The organism is Nitrincola tibetensis (assembly GCF_003284585.1).
Taxonomy (GTDB): domain Bacteria; phylum Pseudomonadota; class Gammaproteobacteria; order Pseudomonadales; family Balneatricaceae; genus Nitrincola; species Nitrincola tibetensis.
In genome coordinates, this window is record NZ_QKRX01000008.1 from 146,328 (window position 1) to 166,091 (window position 19,764).

Sequence of the window (19,764 nt, forward strand, 5' to 3'; positions counted from 1 at the left end):
AGGTCAGTTGAATCTCATGGGTAATTTAAAAGTCGAATGAAGACCAAACGGGCGCATGGTCAGACGGTTTGTCCATGCCACGGATGTTGTATTCGATATCACTGCCGGTACAGACGTCAATTAAGGACTGTGTTGCCAGAAGAGTGTCGATTCGTAGACCTCGTTTGGGTTCATCTTCAAAGCCTTTGCTCCGATAATCAAACCAGCTGAACTTGTCGTTCTTAGTTGGGTGGATTGCACGGTAACTGTCTTTGAGTCCCCAGCCTTTTAAACGCTCAAACCATTCGCGCTCTTCTGGTTGGAAGCTGGTTTTGCCTGTTTTTAGCCAACGAACACGATTGGGCTCACCTATGCCTATATCGATGTCTTCTGGCGAAATATTAAAGTCACCCATAACGATAATAGCTTGATCAGCGCTGTAGCTGGTTTCTAGCAGGGTTTGTAAATCGGCATAGAATTTACGTTTTGCTGGAAATTTTATTTCGTGATGAATGCTCTCGCCTTGCGGAAAATAGCCATTGATCACAGTGAAGGTTTGTCCTTTATCGCTGACGAACTCACCAATGATCAAGCGCTTTTGAGCCGTTTCATCATCGCTAGGGAAACCTTTGTTCACAGAAATAGGCGGAACCTTAGACAATAAGCACACACCATAATGGGTTTTTTGTCCGTGGAAGTGTGCGTGATAGCCGAGTGCTTCGATTTCTGCAAGTGGAAAGGCTTCATCAGTGACTTTAGTCTCTTGAATGCCGATGACGTCGGGTTGATGCGCAGCAATCAGTGCTTCTAACTGATGAAAGCGCATACGGATGCTGTTGGTATTAAAAGAAACCAGTTTCATGCTTAAGCCTTGTCGTATTAAATCGTAAAGATGCTGTATTCTAAGCACCTAACCACCAGACATCAAATTTCATTAAAGGATGTTCGATTAAGATTTGTGATAGGGCGAGTTAAGATTTTTCATTGGTCCGATCGGAATAAAGACGATAGAGTTTTAACCAATATCCAAAACACTAGGGGTAATCCGTGAGTCAATTTGATTTTGATTTGTTTGTAATAGGGGCCGGTTCTGGCGGTGTGAGAGCTGCACGTATGGCCGCAGGCATGGGCGTAAGAGTGGCTATTGCTGAAGATCGTTACATGGGAGGAACCTGCGTTAACGTAGGCTGTGTGCCTAAAAAACTCTATGTATATGCATCGCATTATGCTGAAAGCTTCCATGAAGCGGCAGGATTTGGCTTTACGGGAGCATCTGCTCAATTCGACTGGCCAACACTTCGCGACAACAAAAAACAGGAAATCAGCCGTCTCAACGGTATTTATGCCAATCTTTTAAAAAACTCTGGGTGTACGCTAATAGACGGTCGGGCAACGCTTGAAGGCCCGAATGAAGTTCGCGTGGGCGATCAGGTGTTTACGGCTGAACGCATCTTGATCGCAACGGGTGGTTGGCCCTTTGTGCCGGATGTTCCGGGCAAAGAGCACATAGTGACTTCAAACGAGGTATTTGACCTAGAGACCTTTCCAACACGTGTTTTGGTGGTTGGCGGTGGCTATATTGCGGTCGAGTTCGCCGGTATTTTTGCTGGCCTTGGTGCTCAAACGGATTTGGTGCATCGCGGGGATTTGTTCTTGCGCGGGTTCGATCAAGAGGTGAGGACGTTTACGGCACAAGAGGTGGCTAAAAAAGGCGTCAATCTGCGCTTTAATACAGATATTAAGTCAGTTACGCAGAATGCAGATGGACGTTTAGACGTTGTGTTTAAGGATGATAGCCAAGAAACGGTTGATACTGTCATGTACGCAACGGGTCGCGTACCCAATACTCAAGGGCTTGGCTTAGAGGCCTTGGGCGTGAATTTGAGCAGCAATGGAGCGATTCAGGTTGATGATCTTTTTCAAACCAATCTCCCTTCTATTTATGCGGTGGGCGATGTCATCGACAGAGTTCAGTTAACGCCTGTCGCGTTGGCTGAGGGCATGGCCTTGGTTAAGCGCTTATATGGCGATGCTGACACGAATGTTGATTATAATTTGATTCCAACGGCTGTGTTTTGTCAGCCCAATATTGGCACAGTCGGGCTTTCGGAAGAGGACGCGTGTAAGGTCTATCCAAACCTTGATGTCTATCGCTCTGAGTTTCGTGCCATGAAGCACACTCTAAGTGGCAGCCAAGAACGCACACTGATGAAGCTGCTGGTGGATCGAGACAGTGATCGAGTGGTTGGGGCACATATGGTGGGTGCGGAAGCGGGTGAAATTATTCAGGGAATCGCAATCGCGATGAAAGCGGGCGCAACCAAGGCGATGTTTGATGCAACGATCGGCATTCACCCAACGGCGGCTGAAGAGTTTGTGACGATGCGAGAACCTAGCCGACGTTATAATGTGTAAGATGTTTTAGCCATGCTTTATTATGTGTGAGCCCAGACGCTTGGGCTCCGCGTTATCGACACTACCGAGCCGGTAACCAGATCTGAATTCCCTTGAACCACTCTAAGGTTCGCAGTTCGTCATTTAAGCGTGCCTCAAGCTCTGCAGCCGTCACCCCTTGTTGCTCTAAAAGTGCAAAGATCGCCATTGGACACTTGATATCCAACTCAATAAAGCGGGGAGTGTAGTAAATAATCAATTCATAATCTGGGGCTTCACCTAAAATTCTCGCTAGAGCGGCATCAAGATGCTGATGAATCTCTGTTCGAGCGGGTAATGCGGATCGAGTTGGTAAAGAGATCGCATGGTCATCATAGGTGTCAATGTGGTAGATAATATGGGCAATGTCATCAAAACGCTCTTGCAGTAAACGCGTTGCATAGTCGCCAATGTAGTGGCCCTCGGCGGCACTTAAATGAGGGGCAACTTGAACGTGCATCTCTAACAGGCTTTGTCCGCCCATAGAGCGGGTTTTAAAACTATGGACGCCTATGACGCCATCTACGGACATCACGGTCTCTCGAAGCGTTGTAAGGCGCTCAGGTGGTAAGGCTGTGTCGACCAGCTCCGCCAAACTTTTGCTTAACAACTCCCAACCAATTTTTGCGATCAATAGCGCCACTAAAACAGCGGCCAACGCATCTAACCACCAAACCCCTAGAATAGCGCCTGCTATTGCAATCAAGACCACGACTGAGGATAGAGAGTCACTTCGGTGATGCCATGCATTTGCAATTAAAAGTCGTGATTGGATTTTTTCTCCGACTCTTAAGGTATAAAAGAACAGAACTTCATTCGCTAAAATTGAGATGCCTGCAATAAACAGAGCCACGACACCTGGCGGAGAGGGGATCTCGCCTGCAAATAAAAGGCGCAAGCTATCCCACGCCATGAATCCAGCAACGGACAATAACACGAAGGCCAGTGCCACGGTTCCGAGCGTTTCAAAACGACCGTGGCCATATGGGTGATTGGTGTCCGCTTTTTTATGGGACACACCTAACAAAAAAACGACCATTAGGTCGGTAATGACATCCGATAAGGAATGAAAGCCATCTGCAACTAAAGCCGCTGATCCAGAAAACAAGCCGCCAATTATTTTCAGTAAACTCATTACTGTATTGACAAGCGCTCCAATCAGGCTAACTTTTTGTCCGGCGCGCTTGCGCTCATCTAAGGATGGGTTCACACGGAATTCCTACTCAAAAAGATGAGTGTACTGACTTACTCGTAAGGACTCCAGTGTTGCAATTTAATACGGACTGTCAATAGTGAACATGAATAAAAAGTTACAAAAATTGTGAGTAACCTTGTAATTTATGCTTGACACCTGTGAGTGTTTTTTTAATGGTCGAAAAATGATCAGAAAAAAGCGGAAAAACTGATAATTAAGCTATTGATTTATTTAAGTTGTTGAAATTTAATGAATTTATCTATTGGTTAAAAAATGATCAATCTGTCTGAAGCCGTGAATTTATGGGGCAGGATAGGGGTTATGTGCATTTTTTTCACAGGCTTATCCACAGATAATGTGGGTAGCCTTGCTAATCCTATGCAGGGGGCATTTTCATACACACAGGTGTTAATAGATTTTTTTGCAATGCACAATCAAGATTTGAGATACTTTACCTAATTCAACACTAGGTGGCGATTTTCATTCATGCAGGCTTCTATGATAACGCAACTGTTTTTACCGATTGCTTTGTTTATTATCATGCTCAGTGTCGGTTTAGCGCTGACGCTCTCAGACTTTAAGCGTGTCTTGAAGTATCCTAGGGCCATCTTTTTTGGCATTACAGCTCAGTTTTTTCTTTTACCACTTCTGGGTATTTGGGTTGTCTGGATCTTTGATCTTCCACTCATGCTTGCGTTAGGTTTGATCATCTTGACCTTGGCGCCAGGTGGAGCAACATCCAATGCCATTACCTTGCTGGCAAGAGGCGATGCAGCCTTGTCGGTCTCTTTAACTGCGCTATTGAGTGTGGTCACCCCCTTTACATTACCTTTGATGACGGCCTTGTTGTTGAAGGTTACTTTGGACGATGATGTGTCGATTGCTTTTCCCGTTGGCCAAGCCTTAATGCAGATGTTATTGATTACTCTGGTACCTGTCTTGTTAGGAATGGTGCTTAGGCATCATTATCTGGCGATCACACAACGCATAGAAAAAAGCATAAGACGCCTAGCATTTTTGTTGATGGTAGCAACGGTTATTATGTTGGTCGTCAGCCGGTGGCCCATGTTAATGCAGGTCTTGCCGGTTTTGTATCTGCCTGTCTTTACGTTGGTGCTCTTGGCGATGCTGATGGGGTATGCAGTGGCTGTGATGGGAAGGTTAGATGACCCGCAGCGTGTCTCTTTAACGATTGAGGTGGGTTTGCAGAATGCGGGAACAGCACTGTTAGTGACGGGTGCCTTGTTGCAAAATGCCGAAATGTCGGCCAGTGCGTTGACCTATGGCGTGTTAATGCAACTGCCTGCATTTGCGTTAATCGCTTGGCGAAACCGAGATGTGTTTATTCGCCAAGCGAGGGTGATGACCTAGTCGATGCCTAGGATCTTGTGAGTTTGTAAGCTTAATCGCCACTTAGGGTGACGCAGACAATAACTGAGAGTCGCTTTTAGATTCTCTTGAGCATCCTCTGAATCCATGGGCTGTAAGTAAAAATTGTCAAATTGATAAGAGACAAACCGCTCTGGCATGGCTTGCGATTGAGGGTACACCAGTTTGAGCTCGTTCCCTTTGCGAATGATGATATCTGTGTCTGCTTTTGGGCTAACACAAATCCAGTCAATCCCATTCGGGAGCGGTTTAGTGCCATTGGTTTCGATGGCAATAATAAAGCCCGCCTTGTGCAAAGCGTCGACCAGTGGTTGATCGAGCTGCAAGGCAGGCTCTCCGCCCGTACACACAACGTAAGGAGGTTCTGAACTTAAGGGCCAAAAGTGTTGCAGGTGTGTTACTAACGCTTCTGGGCAGTTAAATTTGCCGCCATTTTGGCCGTCACTACCAATAAAATCTGTATCGCAAAATTGACAGATGGCGTTTGACCGATCAACTTCACGCCCTGACCACAAATTGCAGCCAGTAAACCGACAAAAAATAGCGGGGCGCCCTGCGTGCGCTCCTTCACCTTGCAGGGTGTAAAACACTTCTTTTACGCTGTACATACAAAGTCAGGCCTAAGGGGATTCAGGTTCGCCACCAAAGCTGGCGATCAACGAGGGCATTAGATTCGACAATTCAAGACCCATTTGGTTGAGTTGAGCATCAAAAAATGCCTTTTCGTCCTCTGGGCTGTCTTGCTGAAGTTGTTCGTGATATTGATCCGTTAGCTTAAGACGATGCAAGCTTAAGTCGGAGTAAATCATAAAGCTCAGCTGATCTTGCCAAGTTAAGGCTAAACGCGTGACTTGCATATCTGTGGCTAAATGAGCGCGTATTTCATCGGAAAACAAATTCTGTCCTTTAACGCGAATAACGCCACCCTCTGCAGAGGTGTCCCTGAGCTCACACTCATCTTCCACGGCAAACCCAGTGCTAATTTGATCTTCGTCCTGAACCCATAGACTTAAAACGCTTGCTGGCGCTTGATTGACGGTTAAGGGTTTGACTTTTAATGTGCCTAAGACTTCCCTTAAGCTATTGAGCAAGTCTTCAGCACGTTTGAAGCTTCCCGCATCAACAAAAATCCATCCCAGTTGCGGCATGATCAAGGCGCGGGTGGCCGAGCGTTTTGAAAAGGCTCTTGGAAGAAGTTCTAGAATAATTTCGTCTTTTAGCTGATCTTTTTCTTTGCGGTAGACCTTTCTGGCTTCATCCTGCTCAATTTTACTGACTTTAACCTGCAGCTCATCTTTGATGACGCTGGCGGGCAAAATGCGCTCTTCCTGCAGCAAGCTGACAAGATACATTCCGTTGCTAACAAATACGGGGCTATCACTAAATGAACTGGGGGAAACCCAGCCCTGACGCTTAAGTTCTTGACGACCACAAGGCACAAAGGGTTTTGTCAGAAGTGCGTTTTCCAAGTGTTGCTCTGAGAAATCTGCATCAGGGGTGAATCTGTAAATCAAGATGTTCTTAAACCAATTCATTCAGTTAAAGTCCTTCGTAGGCGAGTAAAGCAAAGACTGGTACACCACTGTCTTGAATGCGTTGTGAGCCCTGTAGATCCGGCAGGTCAATCAAGGCTGCAACTTCCACCACCTGTCCACCTAAGCGTTTGATGAGAGAGGCGGCCGCAAGAACCGTTCCGCCTGTTGCAATCAGGTCATCAAAAATCAAGACCTTGTCGCCTTCTTGTATGGCATCTTTTTGAAGTTCGACTGTCGCCGAGCCATATTCCAGCGAGTATTCCTCTGCGATGGTTTCGCCAGGTAGTTTGCCTTTTTTACGGATGAGCACCAAAGGTAAATTCAGTTGATACGCGACCACTGAGCCTAGGATAAAACCTCTAGCATCAATACAAGCGATATGGGTAATCGGACTGTCGATATAGCGCTGAATAAACGCATCGCATGTGATACGCATGGCCTTAGGGTCTTTAAAAACAGGGGTGACATCACGAAAAATAACACCGGGTTCTGGCCAATCTGAGATAGAGCGGACCACGGATTTGACATAAAACTCATCGTAAGACATTTAAAACTCCAGCGAGACCCGGGTGTAGGGTTTAAAGAGAGGTTTTGCAAGCAGATATAGGCTTGTCAATTGCTTCACCTGATAGTTCGAAAAGCGCATCATAGTTCAGAATTTCGACTTGTTTGCCATCGACAAGAATCATGTTTTGCGTTTGGAAACGTGTAAAAATACGGCTAATGGTTTCAACGGCTAAACCAAGATAGTTGCCTATTTCATTGCGTGACATAGATAAGCGCAAATAGTTTTGGGAGTAGCCACGTTCATGAAAACGTTGGGTCAGCTTGATCAGGAAGGTTGCTACGCGCTGTTCTGCTGTCTTTTTCGATAGCAGTGTCATCATCTGTTGATCATTGCTGATTTCACGGCTCATGGTTCGAAGAATCTGGCGGCGCAGTTCAGGCATGTGGCCAGAAAGGTCATCCAAGCGCTCAAACGGTATTTCACAGACGGTGGTGGTTTCTAGAATTTTGGCTGAAACAGGGTAGGCGGTATCATTAAAGCCACTGAGTCCCACCAGCTCGCCCGGGAAAAAGAAGCCTGTGATTTGTTCTTCGCCGTCATTGGTAATGCAGTAGCTTTTTACAGAGCCTGCACGAATGGCAAAGATGCTTGTAAAGGTGTCACCTTGTCTAAATAGATGCTCACCTTTCTTTAATGGACGGCTTTTATCGATGATATTATCAAGGCGCTCCATCTCCGTCATGTTCAAAGATACGGGTAGACACAAAGAGCTTAAACTGCAGGTGCTGCAGTGCACTTGGTTGAGACTGTGGAGTTTGCCTGTTGAGCGTTTTTCTTCCATTCGTACACCTATCACCTTACCGGAATGAACATTGGATGCTCTCGATTGGGTATTATGTAACATTTAGGCGGCGGGGTGAAGAAATATCCGGCAGTCGACTACTCGTAACTGCCGGATGCGAGGGCGGTTAAATAATTTTGGAATATCCGCGAACAGGTGTTTGTTTTGGGATATACGCATCGAAAGTCATGCAAATGCGCCTAATCAATAGACGTCCTGCAGGGGTGACTTGAATAAACCCCTTGTCTAGCGTGATCAAGCCGTCGGCTTCGAATTGTGCCAGTTCTGTCAGCTCTTCCGCAAAGTAAGTCGCAACATTAATGTTGAAGCGTTGTTCAATATCCGCAGGATTCAACGAAAAATGACAAATGAGTTGGTTAATAACGGCTGACCGAATTCGATCATCTTCATTTAAACTAATGCCACGCTTAATCGCGTGTTGCTTTTGATCTATCGCATCGGTGTACAGACTTAAGTCGTGCTCATTTTGGTAGAAGACGGAGCCTATCTGGCTAATAGATGACACACCGATCGCGACCAAATCACAATCAGAATGGGTGGTGTAGCCTTGGAAGTTCCGATGCAGCTGGCCATTTTGCTGGGCAATGGCAAGGCTGTCATTCGGTTTTGCAAAATGATCCATGCCGATATAGACGTAGCCCGCACCCAGTAGTTTATTAATGGTGTGTTGCAGGATATCCAGTTTTACATCGGCGGAAGGCAGAGTGTCTGATTGAATGTGTTTTTGTGAGCGAAAGCGATCCGGTAGATGAGCGTAGTTAAAGACAGACAGGCGATCAGGGCTCATCCGAATGATTTCATCTAGGGTTGCATCAAAGCTCGAAAGGGTTTGATGCGGAAGGCCATAAATAAGATCCATGTTAATGGATTGAAAACCAAGGGCTCGGGCAGTGTTTAGAACGCGTTCTGTTTGCTCAAGAGGTTGTACGCGGTTGACAGCTTCTTGTACCCTGATATCCAAGTCCTGCACACCTAGGCTTATGCGGTTAAACCCACACTCTCGCAGAACTCTAAGGGTGTCATCACTGGCTTCACGAGGGTCAATTTCAATTGAATAATCGCCTTGGTCATCATCTCGTAAGTTGAAATTTTTACGCAGATGGTCCATAAGCTCACGCATTTGGCTATCACTGATAAAGGTAGGGGTACCACCGCCCCAATGAAGTTGATTAACGATGCGGTTGTTATCGTATAGGCTTGATAGGTACTCCATTTCGCGATAGACACGGTCCAAGTAGGGCTGAGCTCGATCACGGTTTCGAGTAATGACTTTGTTACAGGCGCAGTAATAACAAACGTGCGCACAAAAGGGAATATGGACGTATAAGGACAAGGGAGCTTGTTTATCCGTTGTGCTTAGGGCGGCTTGCACAAGGGCGTCGGGCTGCAAGTTAGGGTCAAACTGTACGGCAGTGGGATAAGATGTATAACGAGGCCCCGATAAGTCATAACGCTTAATGAGGTCTAGATCCCATTGAATAGGGTTTTGGAAGTTCACAGTTACCTTTCCTTAACAGCTAAAATACAACGGACAGTATAGTTGAAAAAAACAAAAATACGTTGATAAGGGTCAATGGCTTATTGAAATTAACTCAGATAGAGGGAGTGTAAAAATGCCAAAGGTTATAATGACGAGTGCCGACAGCTTCCGAGTCCATTTTTGTTGCAGCAGGGTCTTTACTTGCTGAGCCAGTAACCCCGTGGTGAACATGGCCGGTAGTGTACCTAGCCCAAATCCTGCCATAAGCAGTGCACCTTGCTGCCAACTGCCTGCAGAAGAAGACCAGAGTAATGTACTGTAGACCAGCCCACAGGGTAGCCAACCCCATGCGACACCCAGCAATAAAGCCTGGGGTAAAGTTTTAACAGGCATTAAACGGCTGGCACTTGGGCCAATTAATTTCCAGAGTTTACTGCCTACTTTTTCCAGATGCGTAATGCCTAGCCACCATTGGCCGATGTAGAGACCCATGGCGATTAGCATGAGTCCGGCAAAGCTGCGAAGAATAAGTCCTGATATCCCCGTTGCGACGAGCGCTCCAACCGACCCCAATAAGGCTCCAGCAATGGCATAACTACAAATGCGGCCTAGATTGTAACTCATAAGAAAGGACGCATTCGACAGTGTTGATCGATGGCGCTGTAAACCGATGCTGGCGGCAATTCCCCCACACATACCAATACAGTGCGTGCTCCCAAGCAAGCCAATCATGATGGCGGTGGAAATCAGAAGGGGTTCAGTCATTGCGCTTAGCGTTGTCAGCTTTATTTGAGTCAGTTTGATCCGTGTCGACTTTGGCGTCGTCAGGGATCAAATGATCATCGTCGTCATATAGAATGCTATGTGCTGGGGATTCGAGATCATCAAATTGACCACTGTTAACGCTCCAAAAAAAAGCCCAAAAAGCGATGCCTGTTAGAATCAGGGCGATCGGGATTAGAATGATGATAATTTCCATTACATACCTGCTTTGGGTTGAGGCGCATTTTTTGTACTGACAGCCGTGCTGTTTTTTGCACTGTTATTTGCATTAATAGGTGCCAAGCGTTTAAAGCGACGCGTCAGGCGTAAGGCATTCCCTACGACAACGAGAGAGCTTGCTGTCATACCAATTGAGGCAATATAGGGAGGAATCATGCCCATTGAGGCAGCGGGTAACGCGATCACGTTGTAGGCTAAGGATAACGCAAGGTTTTCTTTGATAATGTGCTCAGTCTTACGAGATAAGCGCACGCCCTGTGCTAAGGTCATTAATTGATTATTGATCAGCACTGCATCCGAGTTAGTTTTTGCTAAATCGGTTGCGGCTCCCATTGATACTGATGTTTGTGCACCAACCAGAACCGGTATGTCATTAATGCCATCACCGACCATAATGACACGTGCCCCTTGAGCTTGTAACTCACTGATACGCTCCAGTTTATTTTCGGGCGTCATGCCTGAGTAAACCTGCGTAATTCCCAGTTGTTCTGCAATGCGCTGCACAGCAGGGGATGCGTCACCTGTTAGCATTTCAACTTGTAGACCAAGACGCTTAAGTTGCGAAATAGTATTCAGGGCATCTTTACGTATTTGGTCGTCTAGGGCAAACCATGCAATAGCGCCTTGTTGATCCCCCAGTAGAACCCATTGACGTTTGTTGTCGGGCATTTCTGGGATATCGAGCCCGCTTAATTGCATCACAAAGCTTGGTTTACCAATTCGATACACTTCATTCTTGAAACCGCCCTCAATGCCCGATCCTAATGTATTGGTTGTATCCTCTGCTGCTTGATCAAACCAAGGAGTGAAAGCGCGTGCGATGGGGTGTTCAGAATGGCATTCCAGTGCAGCGGCTATACGTAAAGCACCTTGTTCAGAAAACTCACGCAGCAAATGAGTCGATTGTAGCGCTAGACGACCCTCTGTCAGGGTGCCTGTTTTATCAAACAAAACATGAGTTGCTTTGCTAAAGGACTCCAGAACATGTCCGCGTGTGATTAATAAGCCTTCTTGGCGCAAGGTGCCAGTCGCCGCTGTTAACGCCGTTGGCGTCGCCAGTGAAAGCGCGCAAGGGCAGGTGATGACAAGCACGGCTAAGGTAATCCAAAAGGCGTTTGCTGGCTCAATGAAATACCAAGTCGTAAACACGCATACGGCTACAATTAAGCTAGCCCCTACAAAGTAACTGGCGACTTTGTCCGCAATATGGGCAATACGGGGTTTTTCACTTTGCGCACGATCTAAAAGTTTTACAATTGCAGAGATTCGGCTATGTTCACCAACGGCAGTTACACAGACTTCAATTGGGTTTTCGACATTGATGGTACCACCAACGACTGTATCTCCAACTGATTTGCGAAGGGGAAGGTACTCGCCTGTTAATGCAGATTCGTCGATAGAACTGATGCCTTTAGCGATAATACCATCAGCGGGCAGGGTGTGGCCTGGTTTCACTATAACGATGTCGTCAGGTTGCAACTCGGTCGCTGGAACGAGTTCTTCGCTGCCGTCAGGATTAATTCGAGTGGCACTGGTTGGAATCAGATCCATTAAGGCATTACCTGCTTTTCCTGTTCGTTGGCGTGCTTTCATCTCAAGGAAGCGGCCAATTAATAGGAAAAATGTGAACATAGTCACTGATTCAAAGTAAATTTCACCTGTATCGAAAACGGTTGCCCAAATACTGGCTAAAAAGCCTCCCCAAATAGCAATGGAGACGGGAATGTCCATTGTTAAATGTCGGGCTCTGATATCCCTGAAGGCATTTTTCAAAAAGGGATAGGCGGCATAAATAATAACGGGAGTCGATACAACTAAACTGGCCCAGCGCATCAGTTGAATATAGATGTCTTCCATACCCGCTGTAGACATCTCTGCTGCGTAAAGCGCTGCGGCAAACATCATTGCTTGCATGGAGCCTATCCCTGCAACGCCCATGCGAATGATGGAGCGCTTGTGCTCTTTGGCAAGGAGTTGTTCTTCTTTATCGGGGTGGTAAGGGTGAGCGCGATAGCCAACATGCGCAATGGTTGCCAGGAGGTGACTGAGCTTAACCTCCTTAGGGTTCCACAACAGGTGAGCTCGGTGGCTAGATAAGTTGACATTGAACTTAATCACCCCCGGTTGCTTTGAAACGTGATTTTCAAGTAGCCAAATACAGGCGGCACAGCTGATGCCTTCAATCACAAGCATCGCATCATGTTGGTCTGTACCGAGTCCCGTTACAAACGCACTTTGAACCTCTTTCCGGTCATAGAGCGTAAACTCTAGTGTTAACTCTTCAATACGAGACAAGTCTGCTGTTGCAGAAAGCGCTTCTTGACCGCGGTGTTGGTAAAACGTGTCCAAACCTCCATCAACGATGGTTTGGGCAACGGCCTGACAACCTGGACAGCACATCCTTTGTTGCTCACCGTTGATTTCAGTATAAAAATTGCTGTCCTGAGGTATATCAGATCCACAATGAAAACATTCAGTTTGCTGCAAAGGTGTCAGTAACGCATTCATTCAAACTACCGAGTTAGGGTTGGAAAACGATCGTTTTTTCATCAAAAGGTGGGTAGGCATCTTGTCTTAAGTGCCAGTCACCCAACTCTGGGATGAGGATGAAGGTCGAGCGTGTCGCAATTAAGCTATCCATATTGCCGTTAAACGAATTTAAGGTGCCGACACGGTTTAATTTGATGACATGGTCGCGCTGTTGATTTGCGCCAACCTTAACATGCAGTTCAATCATAGATAATTCTTCTTCAATATCGCCCTCAACATTGACCAGTGCTTGCCCTGTTAGGCTGTCTAGCACCAGTGTTGCCGAGATGCCTCGTGCTTCTGCATTTTCAAGATGAGACGTATCTAACACATAGCCTCGGCCGTCACGTTTAGACTCACGATCTAAGGGGGGGTCGATCCTTTGTTGTCCAATTGCAACTGACAGCATAATAAAGCCAACGGTCATTGCGGCAATAATAGGGGACAGTACGAACCACAGCCAAGGCTGTTTGTACCAAGGGGCAGTTGGGGTGGATTGTTGACTCATTCAAAACCTCAAATTAAAGCGGCAGACTGTATCTGCCGCGAATTATACTGTATTTCACTTCAACATTTCTTGTTATCGACGAGGAGCTGGGCCCATAAAACGGCTTTCAATCGTTGCTTTGACATCCTTCGCGTCCAAGGCTTCGACACTGAACTGGATGGCAGAGTTCGATGAAAGTAAATTATTTTTAGGTGCCTGCACCCGTACAGGGTAATTGAGCAGTTCGCCGGAGCTTACAGTGACGACTGGGTCGTTGATGAGTGTTAGCCCGTCAATGCCAGTGACACTGAGGCGGTAACTGCGATCAATCTGTTCTTTATTCGCAATCTTTAAGGTGAATACGTTTTGGATTAGATCGCTGCTGACCTCTGAGTAAAGCTCCCCACGGTCACGAATGGCTTCAAATTCAACCGGTATGCGATTGCTTAAAACATAGACAAATGCCGCTAACATGATCAGCATCGCCGCGAAATAACCAATCAATCTCGGCCTTAAAATTTTGGTTTGCTTGCCTTCCAGTGAGTGTTCAGTGGTGTAGCGAACAAGCCCTCTGTCGTATCCCATTTTGTCCATGATTTCATCACAGGCATCAATACAGGCGCCACAGGCGACACATTCATACTGCAAGCCATCGCGGATATCAATACCAACAGGGCATACATGGACACAGGCATGGCAATCAATACAATCACCTAGGCCCTCAGCTTTAGGATCGCTGTCTTTTTTGCGTTTTCCACGTGCTTCACCACGTTTTTCATCGTATGAAATTACCAAGGTGTCTTGGTCAAACATAACGCTTTGGAAGCGCGCATAGGGGCACATGTAAATGCACACCTGCTCACGTAGCCAGCCAGCGTTACCGTAAGTTGCCAGAGTAAAGAAGCCAAGCCACCAGAGTTCCCAAGTGCCCAGATTTCCACTTGAAATGTTAGGAATGAGTTCACGAATAGGTGAAAAATAACCGACAAAGGCTATCGCAGTGAGAATCGCTAAGAGCATCCAAAGGCTGTGCTTTGCTGTCTTGCGAATAAATTTTTCACTGGTCATTGGGCCTTTATCGCGACGCATACGTTTATTGCGATCACCCTCGGTGATGCGCTCTGCCCAAATATAAAACCAAGTCCATACAAATTGCGGGCAAGAGTATCCACACCAGAGTCGTCCGGCAAAAACAGTTACAAAAAATAGTATAAAGGCAAGAATAATCAGTAACCAGGATAGAAGCATGAAATCCTGCGGCCAAAATGTCATGCCGAAGACATGAAACTGTCTATTGGGCAAATCGAATAAGACAGCCTGACGGCCATCCCATTGCAGCCAAGAGACTCCAAAAAACAAGGCTAAAAGTACAAAGCCCGTAAAGGTACGAAGGTTTTTAAAAAAGCCTTTATAGTACTTTACATAGATATGTTCGCGCTTGGCATACATATCAAATGTTTGCGCACTGTCTTTGCTGCTTTTGGGCGTGACGTCTTTAACCGGAATCTGATTCATGGTCGTGCCTGTGAGTTGCTACAAGTTAGTAAGGCAGGTTTTCTAATCGTTATAATATTATGCCAAAAAAATGAACGATATGACGTAAGTCATATCTTTATTTAAAAAAAAACTTAAAAAAAAGGGAGATGAGTTGCTCATCTCCCTTATGCTAGGACAAGTATTTTACTGGCCTAAGCTTTTCACATACGCAGTAATCAAGTGGATTTGATCTTCTGACAATTGGCCGCCGAAAGCAGGCATGACGCCGAAACGTCCATGACGCAGGGTGTGAGCGATTTGCTCGAAGCTGCCGCCATACAACCAAATGTCATTGGTCAAATTAGGTGCACCTAAGGCGTGCATACCTGTGCCATCAGGCATATGGCAAGCTGCGCAAAGAGCTGCAAACTGAGGTTGGGCTCTCGCCGCTGACTCAGTATCATGCTCACGGTTAGCAAGGCTTAGAACATAGTGAGACATGTCACGAATGCCGTCTTCACCTAATACATCACCCCAAGCTGGCATTGCGCCGTTACGGCCTTGTACCAGAGTTGTTTTGATGTTTTCTTCAGTACCACCGTACAGCCAGTCATTATTGGTCAGGTTCGGGAACCCGTAAGCACCGACGCCCCCAACACCATGGCACACTGAGCAGTTGTTAGCAAACAGGCGTTGACCAATGCGTAAGCCTTCAGAGTTCTCAGGCTGGTGCAGTTCTTCAATGCTCAATTGTGCAAAGCGCTCAAATACCGGTGCATAATGCTTTTCAGCATACTGCATCTCTTCTTCCCATTGACCCGTAGACGTCCAACCCAACAGGCCTTTGAAATTACCAAGACCAGGGTAGAGTAACAGGTAAACTAAGCCGAAAATGACAGTGGCCACGAACATTTGGAACCACCATTTTGGTAATGGATTGTCCAACTCTTCTATACCATCAAACGAATGACCAACGGTTTCTTCCGTCGTTTCGTTGTATTTTTGGCCTTTACGAGTTGCAAACAGCAACCATGTGCAGCCAAAGATTACACCGAGGGTGATAACACTAATCCACGCGCTCCAGAAAGCACTCATTTTTTATCTCTCCCGTTATGGGCCGGTTTATCCTGATCGTTTCGCCCTTCATCGTTCTCATCATCCGCGAAGGGTAGGTTGGCGGCGTCATCGAATCGTTTTTTGTTTTGTGGCAATAAGACCCAAACAAACAAACCGATAAACGTGATCAACATAATCACAGGGATAAACGGGCCATACACTTCATAACTCACAGCGGATCACCGTGTACTATAGTTAGAGTGGGTTTTTCCGAGTGCTTGCAGGTAGGCCACCAATGCATCAATCTCGTATTTACCCTGCACATCTGAGCGTGCATTTGCTACTTGCTCGTCCGTAAACGGAACACCTAAGGTTCTGAGTGTTTCCATTTTCTGGCTGGTTTGAGCACCACTTAATTGACGCTCAAATAACCAAGGATACGATGGCATTTTTGAGGTTGGTACCACGTCTCTTGGGTTATACAAGTGAGCGCGTTGCCAGTCATCAGAGTAGCGGCCGCCGACACGAGCTAAGTCAGGTCCTGTACGCTTAGAGCCCCACAAGAAAGGATGCTCCCATACATGCTCATTTGCAGTAGAGAAGTGACCATAACGCTCGGTTTCCGCACGGAAAGGACGAACCATTTGCGTGTGGCACACGTGACAACCTTCACGAATGTAGATATCACGACCTTCAAGCTCAAGTGCTGTGTAAGTCCGCATACCTTCAATCGGTTTAGTGGTTGAATCTTTAAAAAATAATGGGACGATCTCAGCAAGACCACCGCCACTGATCACGAGTATGATCAGAACAGCCATTAACCCAACATTTTTTTCAATTGTTTCATGTTTAATCATGTCTTAATGCTCCTCGTCTGACTCACGCAGTCTGAACTTCAGCTTCAGGATCTGCCGCTTTTACGGAGCTGCCACTGCGCACAGTCTGCCATACGTTGTATGCCATCACTAGCATACCTGTCAGGAAGAGTGCTCCACCTAAAACGCGAACGAAGTAACCGTGATGGCTGGCTTCCATAGCTTCAACGAAGCTGTAAGTCAGGGTTCCATCTTGGTTAACTGCACGCCACATCAAGCCTTGTAAAATACCGTTAACCCACATCGAAACGATGTAAAGAACAGTACCCACTGTTGCAAGCCAGAAATGGACATTAATCAAGTTAGTGCTGTACACCTGTGCTTTACCAAACAGTTTTGGCAGCATGTGATAAACAGCGCCAATCGAGATCATGGCAACCCAGCCCAACGCACCTGAGTGAACGTGGCCTACCGTCCAATCTGTGTTATGAGATAGGGCGTTAACGGTCTTAATCGACATCATTGGGCCTTCAAAGGTTGACATGCCGTAAAACGACAGAGAAACAACTAAGAAGCGCAAGATTGGGTCGGTACGAAGCTTATGCCACGCGCCAGACAGCGTCATCATACCGTTGATCATACCACCCCAAGATGGAGCCAGTAGGATTAACGACATCACCATGCCAACAGATTGTGTCCAGTCTGGAAGGGCAGAGTAATGTAAGTGATGTCCGCCAGCCCACATGTAGGTCGCAATCAATGCCCAGAAGTGAACAATTGAAAGACGGTATGAGTAGACAGGGCGATTCGCTTGCTTAGGAACGAAGTAGTACATCATGCCAAGGAAGCCCGCGGTCAAGAAGAAGCCTACTGCGTTATGTCCGTACCACCACTGAACCATCGCATCGATGGTGCCAGAATAGGCAGAATAAGATTTCCACATGGAGACTGGCATTGCCGCGCTGTTAACAACGTGCAGTACCGCGATAACCAAGATGAAAGCCATATAGAACCAGTTTGCAACATAGATGTGTGCAGTCTTACGCTTGAATACCGTACCTATGAAGACAATGGCATACACAACCCAGACCAAAGTGATCAGAATGTCGATAGGCCACTCAAGTTCGGCATACTCTTTCGCAGACGTTAATCCAAGCGGCAATGTAATTGCGGCCAGCACAATCACTGCCTGCCATCCCCAGAAGGTAAACGCGGCTAATCCATCAGAAATTAGACGTGTTTGACAGGTACGCTGCACAACATAGTAGGACGTTGCAAAAAGAGCACATCCACCAAATGCGAAAATAACAGCATTGGTGTGTAACGGACGTAAACGTCCATAGGTCAAGTAAGGTATATCAAAGTTAAGCGCCGGCCAGACAAGTTGGGCTGCTATAAGTACGCCTACGGCCATACCTACAATACCCCAGACTACAGTCATGATGGCGAATTGACGTATTACTTTGTAGTTGTACGTCGGGTGATCAGTTGCAATGCTCATATCAGGCTCTCATCAACAAGCTGTTAGTAGTAAGAAGAGTTCCACCGCGGATTATCAGGGAATTACCCCATCATTTCAACGTAATGCTCAGGCATGCTGTGACATGATGTCGCAGTGAAAAGAGAAAAAAGTCGAAGGTCTCTTTCGTTCAATGAACTTTACTTAATAATATAATGTATTGATATATATATGGAATATTATTTTTATTCCAGTTTTTGATGATTGTAGCGTGCGTTGGAATACGCACTTTTACAGGGTGTTACTGCAACTTTGGACTAAGACTAATGACAGAATATTTTCATTTTAATTGATGTAAGTCAATTCATGACTTGCTCAATCAACCTGAAGGTTAGGTAAATATTAATCGATTGCAGAAAATCCTGTTAAGATAGCGGCAAATTGCATCCTGATTCATTTGATATCTATAGGTTTTACTCCATGTTACCCTTGAAACTTCTCTTACTTTACTGCCGAGCTGGATTTGAAGCCGAATGCGCAGCTGAAATATCCAATCGTGCCACAGAAGTTGGAATTGCGGGCTATCCTGTGTTCACGAAAGACCAAGGATACGTTGAGTATCATCTTTTTGGTGATGCATTGGAGTTGATGTCTCAAATAAAGTTCCGTTCTTTAATTTTCATTCGCCAGTGGGTTGCATGCTTGCCTGTTTGTTCTGAGCTGCCGACTCAGGATCGGATATCACCCCTTTCTGCTCTTGTGCAGGACTTGCCGCAAACGGCTGAGTTGATTGCAGAAACGCCTGATACAACAGAAGGTCGAGAGTTGCAGGGATTTGTTACTAAGTTTGCGTCTGCTTTTTCACAAAGTCTGCGTAAAAATGGATTGATGCTTTCACGCAAGCAAGCCTCTTTATGGCGTCTGCACTTGTTTGCCTTGTCGGGGCGAGAAATGTTCCTTGGGGTCAGTCCTGTAAAAAACAGCTCCCGTCATGCAATGGGCATTCAGCGTCTTAAGTTTCCAAGTCATGCACCGAGTCGCTCAACCTTGAAGCTTGAAGAGGCTTGGCACTGGTTTATACCTAAGTCAGAGTTTGATGAGGCACTAGGTGGTGGGTTGACGGCTGTGGATTTGGGTGCTGCGCCAGGTGGTTGGACGTGGCAGTTGGTCCAAAAAGGAATGTTTGTTACCGCTGTCGATAATGGGCCCATGAACGAATCCTTGATGGAAACCGGACAGGTGACTCATTTACGTGAAGATGCATTTAGGTTCGAGCCAGTTCGCCCCGTTAATTGGATGGTCTGTGATGTGGTTGAAAAACCGATCCAAGTGACTGAGTTGATGTTGGATTGGGCAACTCACGGATGGGCTGAGCAAATGGTCTTCAATTTGAAGTTGCCTATGAAGCAGCGTTATAAGGAAACTCTTCAGTGCTTAGATAGGCTAAAAGATGGATTGAATGAACATTCGATAGACTTTAAGCTTTCAGCTAGGCATCTTTATCATGATCGTGAAGAAATTACCTGTTATTTAGATTTGCGTAAGGCCTGATTGGTATT

Annotated in this window: 19 protein-coding genes; 3 read left to right on the forward strand and 16 right to left on the reverse strand. The window is 46.2% G+C overall.

Features of this window, described 5'->3' with window-relative positions:
• Positions 1-25: 25 nt before the first annotated feature.
• Positions 26-841 (reverse strand): exodeoxyribonuclease III, encoded by an 816-nt coding sequence (gene xthA / locus DN062_RS11980; protein WP_112159559.1) that lies wholly within the window; start codon positions 839-841, stop codon positions 26-28.
• 185 nt (positions 842-1,026) lie between these two features.
• Between xthA and gorA the strand changes: the two genes are divergently transcribed.
• A complete protein-coding gene (gorA, locus tag DN062_RS11985; protein WP_112159560.1) occupies positions 1,027-2,394 on the forward strand; it encodes a glutathione-disulfide reductase in 1,368 nt (455 codons plus the stop codon).
• 61 nt (positions 2,395-2,455) lie between these two features.
• On the opposite strand, the gene DN062_RS11990 is transcribed toward gorA, so the two are convergent.
• Positions 2,456-3,622, reverse strand: coding sequence for a cation diffusion facilitator family transporter (locus DN062_RS11990; protein ID WP_112159561.1), 1,167 nt, complete (start codon positions 3,620-3,622; stop codon positions 2,456-2,458).
• Between the two features lie 483 nt (positions 3,623-4,105).
• Here DN062_RS11990 and DN062_RS11995 point away from each other — a divergent pair, with 483 nt between their 5' ends.
• Positions 4,106-4,978 (forward strand): bile acid:sodium symporter family protein, encoded by an 873-nt coding sequence (locus DN062_RS11995; RefSeq protein ID WP_162301298.1) that lies wholly within the window; start codon positions 4,106-4,108, stop codon positions 4,976-4,978.
• On the opposite strand, the gene queE is transcribed toward DN062_RS11995, so the two are convergent.
• From queE to ccoN, 14 genes are all read right to left on the reverse strand, one after another.
• Positions 4,975-5,604 carry a 7-carboxy-7-deazaguanine synthase gene (queE, locus tag DN062_RS12000; protein WP_112159563.1) on the reverse strand — a complete coding sequence of 210 codons (630 nt, stop codon included), beginning with the start codon at positions 5,602-5,604 and terminating at the stop codon, positions 4,975-4,977. The genes DN062_RS11995 and queE overlap by 4 nt on opposite strands.
• 12 nt (positions 5,605-5,616) lie before the next feature.
• Entirely contained in the window at positions 5,617-6,531 is a 915-nt protein-coding gene (locus DN062_RS12005; RefSeq protein WP_112159564.1) for a recombination-associated protein RdgC, read from the reverse strand.
• A gap of 4 nt (positions 6,532-6,535) precedes the next feature.
• Positions 6,536-7,078: an adenine phosphoribosyltransferase gene (locus tag DN062_RS12010; RefSeq protein WP_112159565.1), complete on the reverse strand. Its 543-nt coding sequence runs from the start codon at positions 7,076-7,078 to the stop codon at positions 6,536-6,538.
• Between the two features lie 31 nt (positions 7,079-7,109).
• Entirely contained in the window at positions 7,110-7,880 is a 771-nt protein-coding gene (gene fnr, locus DN062_RS12015) for a fumarate/nitrate reduction transcriptional regulator Fnr (RefSeq protein ID WP_112159566.1), read from the reverse strand.
• A gap of 127 nt (positions 7,881-8,007) precedes the next feature.
• Positions 8,008-9,399, reverse strand: coding sequence for an oxygen-independent coproporphyrinogen III oxidase (gene hemN / locus DN062_RS12020; RefSeq protein WP_112159567.1), 1,392 nt, complete (start codon positions 9,397-9,399; stop codon positions 8,008-8,010).
• A gap of 72 nt (positions 9,400-9,471) precedes the next feature.
• Positions 9,472-10,146 (reverse strand): sulfite exporter TauE/SafE family protein, encoded by a 675-nt coding sequence (locus DN062_RS12025; protein WP_112159568.1) that lies wholly within the window; start codon positions 10,144-10,146, stop codon positions 9,472-9,474.
• Complete coding sequence (gene ccoS, locus DN062_RS12030; RefSeq protein ID WP_112159569.1) at positions 10,139-10,360, reverse strand: cbb3-type cytochrome oxidase assembly protein CcoS; 222 nt, start codon at positions 10,358-10,360, stop codon at positions 10,139-10,141. The genes DN062_RS12025 and ccoS overlap by 8 nt, the downstream gene beginning before the upstream one ends.
• The gene (locus DN062_RS12035; protein WP_112159570.1) at positions 10,360-12,891 is read right to left on the reverse strand and encodes a heavy metal translocating P-type ATPase; all 2,532 of its coding nucleotides are present in this window, start codon (positions 12,889-12,891) and stop codon (positions 10,360-10,362) included. Before DN062_RS12035 ends, ccoS begins: the two co-directional genes overlap by 1 nt.
• A 13-nt stretch (positions 12,892-12,904) precedes the next feature.
• Positions 12,905-13,420 carry a FixH family protein gene (locus DN062_RS12040; protein WP_112159571.1) on the reverse strand — a complete coding sequence of 172 codons (516 nt, stop codon included), beginning with the start codon at positions 13,418-13,420 and terminating at the stop codon, positions 12,905-12,907.
• Between the two features lie 72 nt (positions 13,421-13,492).
• Entirely contained in the window at positions 13,493-14,914 is a 1,422-nt protein-coding gene (gene ccoG, locus DN062_RS12045) for a cytochrome c oxidase accessory protein CcoG (protein WP_112159572.1), read from the reverse strand.
• A 165-nt stretch (positions 14,915-15,079) separates the two neighbouring features.
• Positions 15,080-15,970: a cytochrome-c oxidase, cbb3-type subunit III gene (ccoP, locus tag DN062_RS12050; protein WP_112159573.1), complete on the reverse strand. Its 891-nt coding sequence runs from the start codon at positions 15,968-15,970 to the stop codon at positions 15,080-15,082.
• Complete coding sequence (locus DN062_RS12055) at positions 15,967-16,164, reverse strand: cbb3-type cytochrome oxidase subunit 3 (protein WP_193483892.1); 198 nt, start codon at positions 16,162-16,164, stop codon at positions 15,967-15,969. The genes ccoP and DN062_RS12055 overlap by 4 nt, the downstream gene beginning before the upstream one ends.
• 6 nt (positions 16,165-16,170) lie before the next feature.
• The gene (gene ccoO / locus DN062_RS12060; protein WP_476703532.1) at positions 16,171-16,788 is read right to left on the reverse strand and encodes a cytochrome-c oxidase, cbb3-type subunit II; all 618 of its coding nucleotides are present in this window, start codon (positions 16,786-16,788) and stop codon (positions 16,171-16,173) included.
• 22 nt (positions 16,789-16,810) lie between these two features.
• Positions 16,811-18,247: a cytochrome-c oxidase, cbb3-type subunit I gene (gene ccoN / locus DN062_RS12065; protein ID WP_112159574.1), complete on the reverse strand. Its 1,437-nt coding sequence runs from the start codon at positions 18,245-18,247 to the stop codon at positions 16,811-16,813.
• Between the two features lie 438 nt (positions 18,248-18,685).
• Here ccoN and rlmM point away from each other — a divergent pair, with 438 nt between their 5' ends.
• Positions 18,686-19,756 (forward strand): 23S rRNA (cytidine(2498)-2'-O)-methyltransferase RlmM, encoded by a 1,071-nt coding sequence (gene rlmM / locus DN062_RS12070; RefSeq protein ID WP_205126721.1) that lies wholly within the window; start codon positions 18,686-18,688, stop codon positions 19,754-19,756.
• The last annotated feature ends 8 nt before the right edge of the window (positions 19,757-19,764 follow it).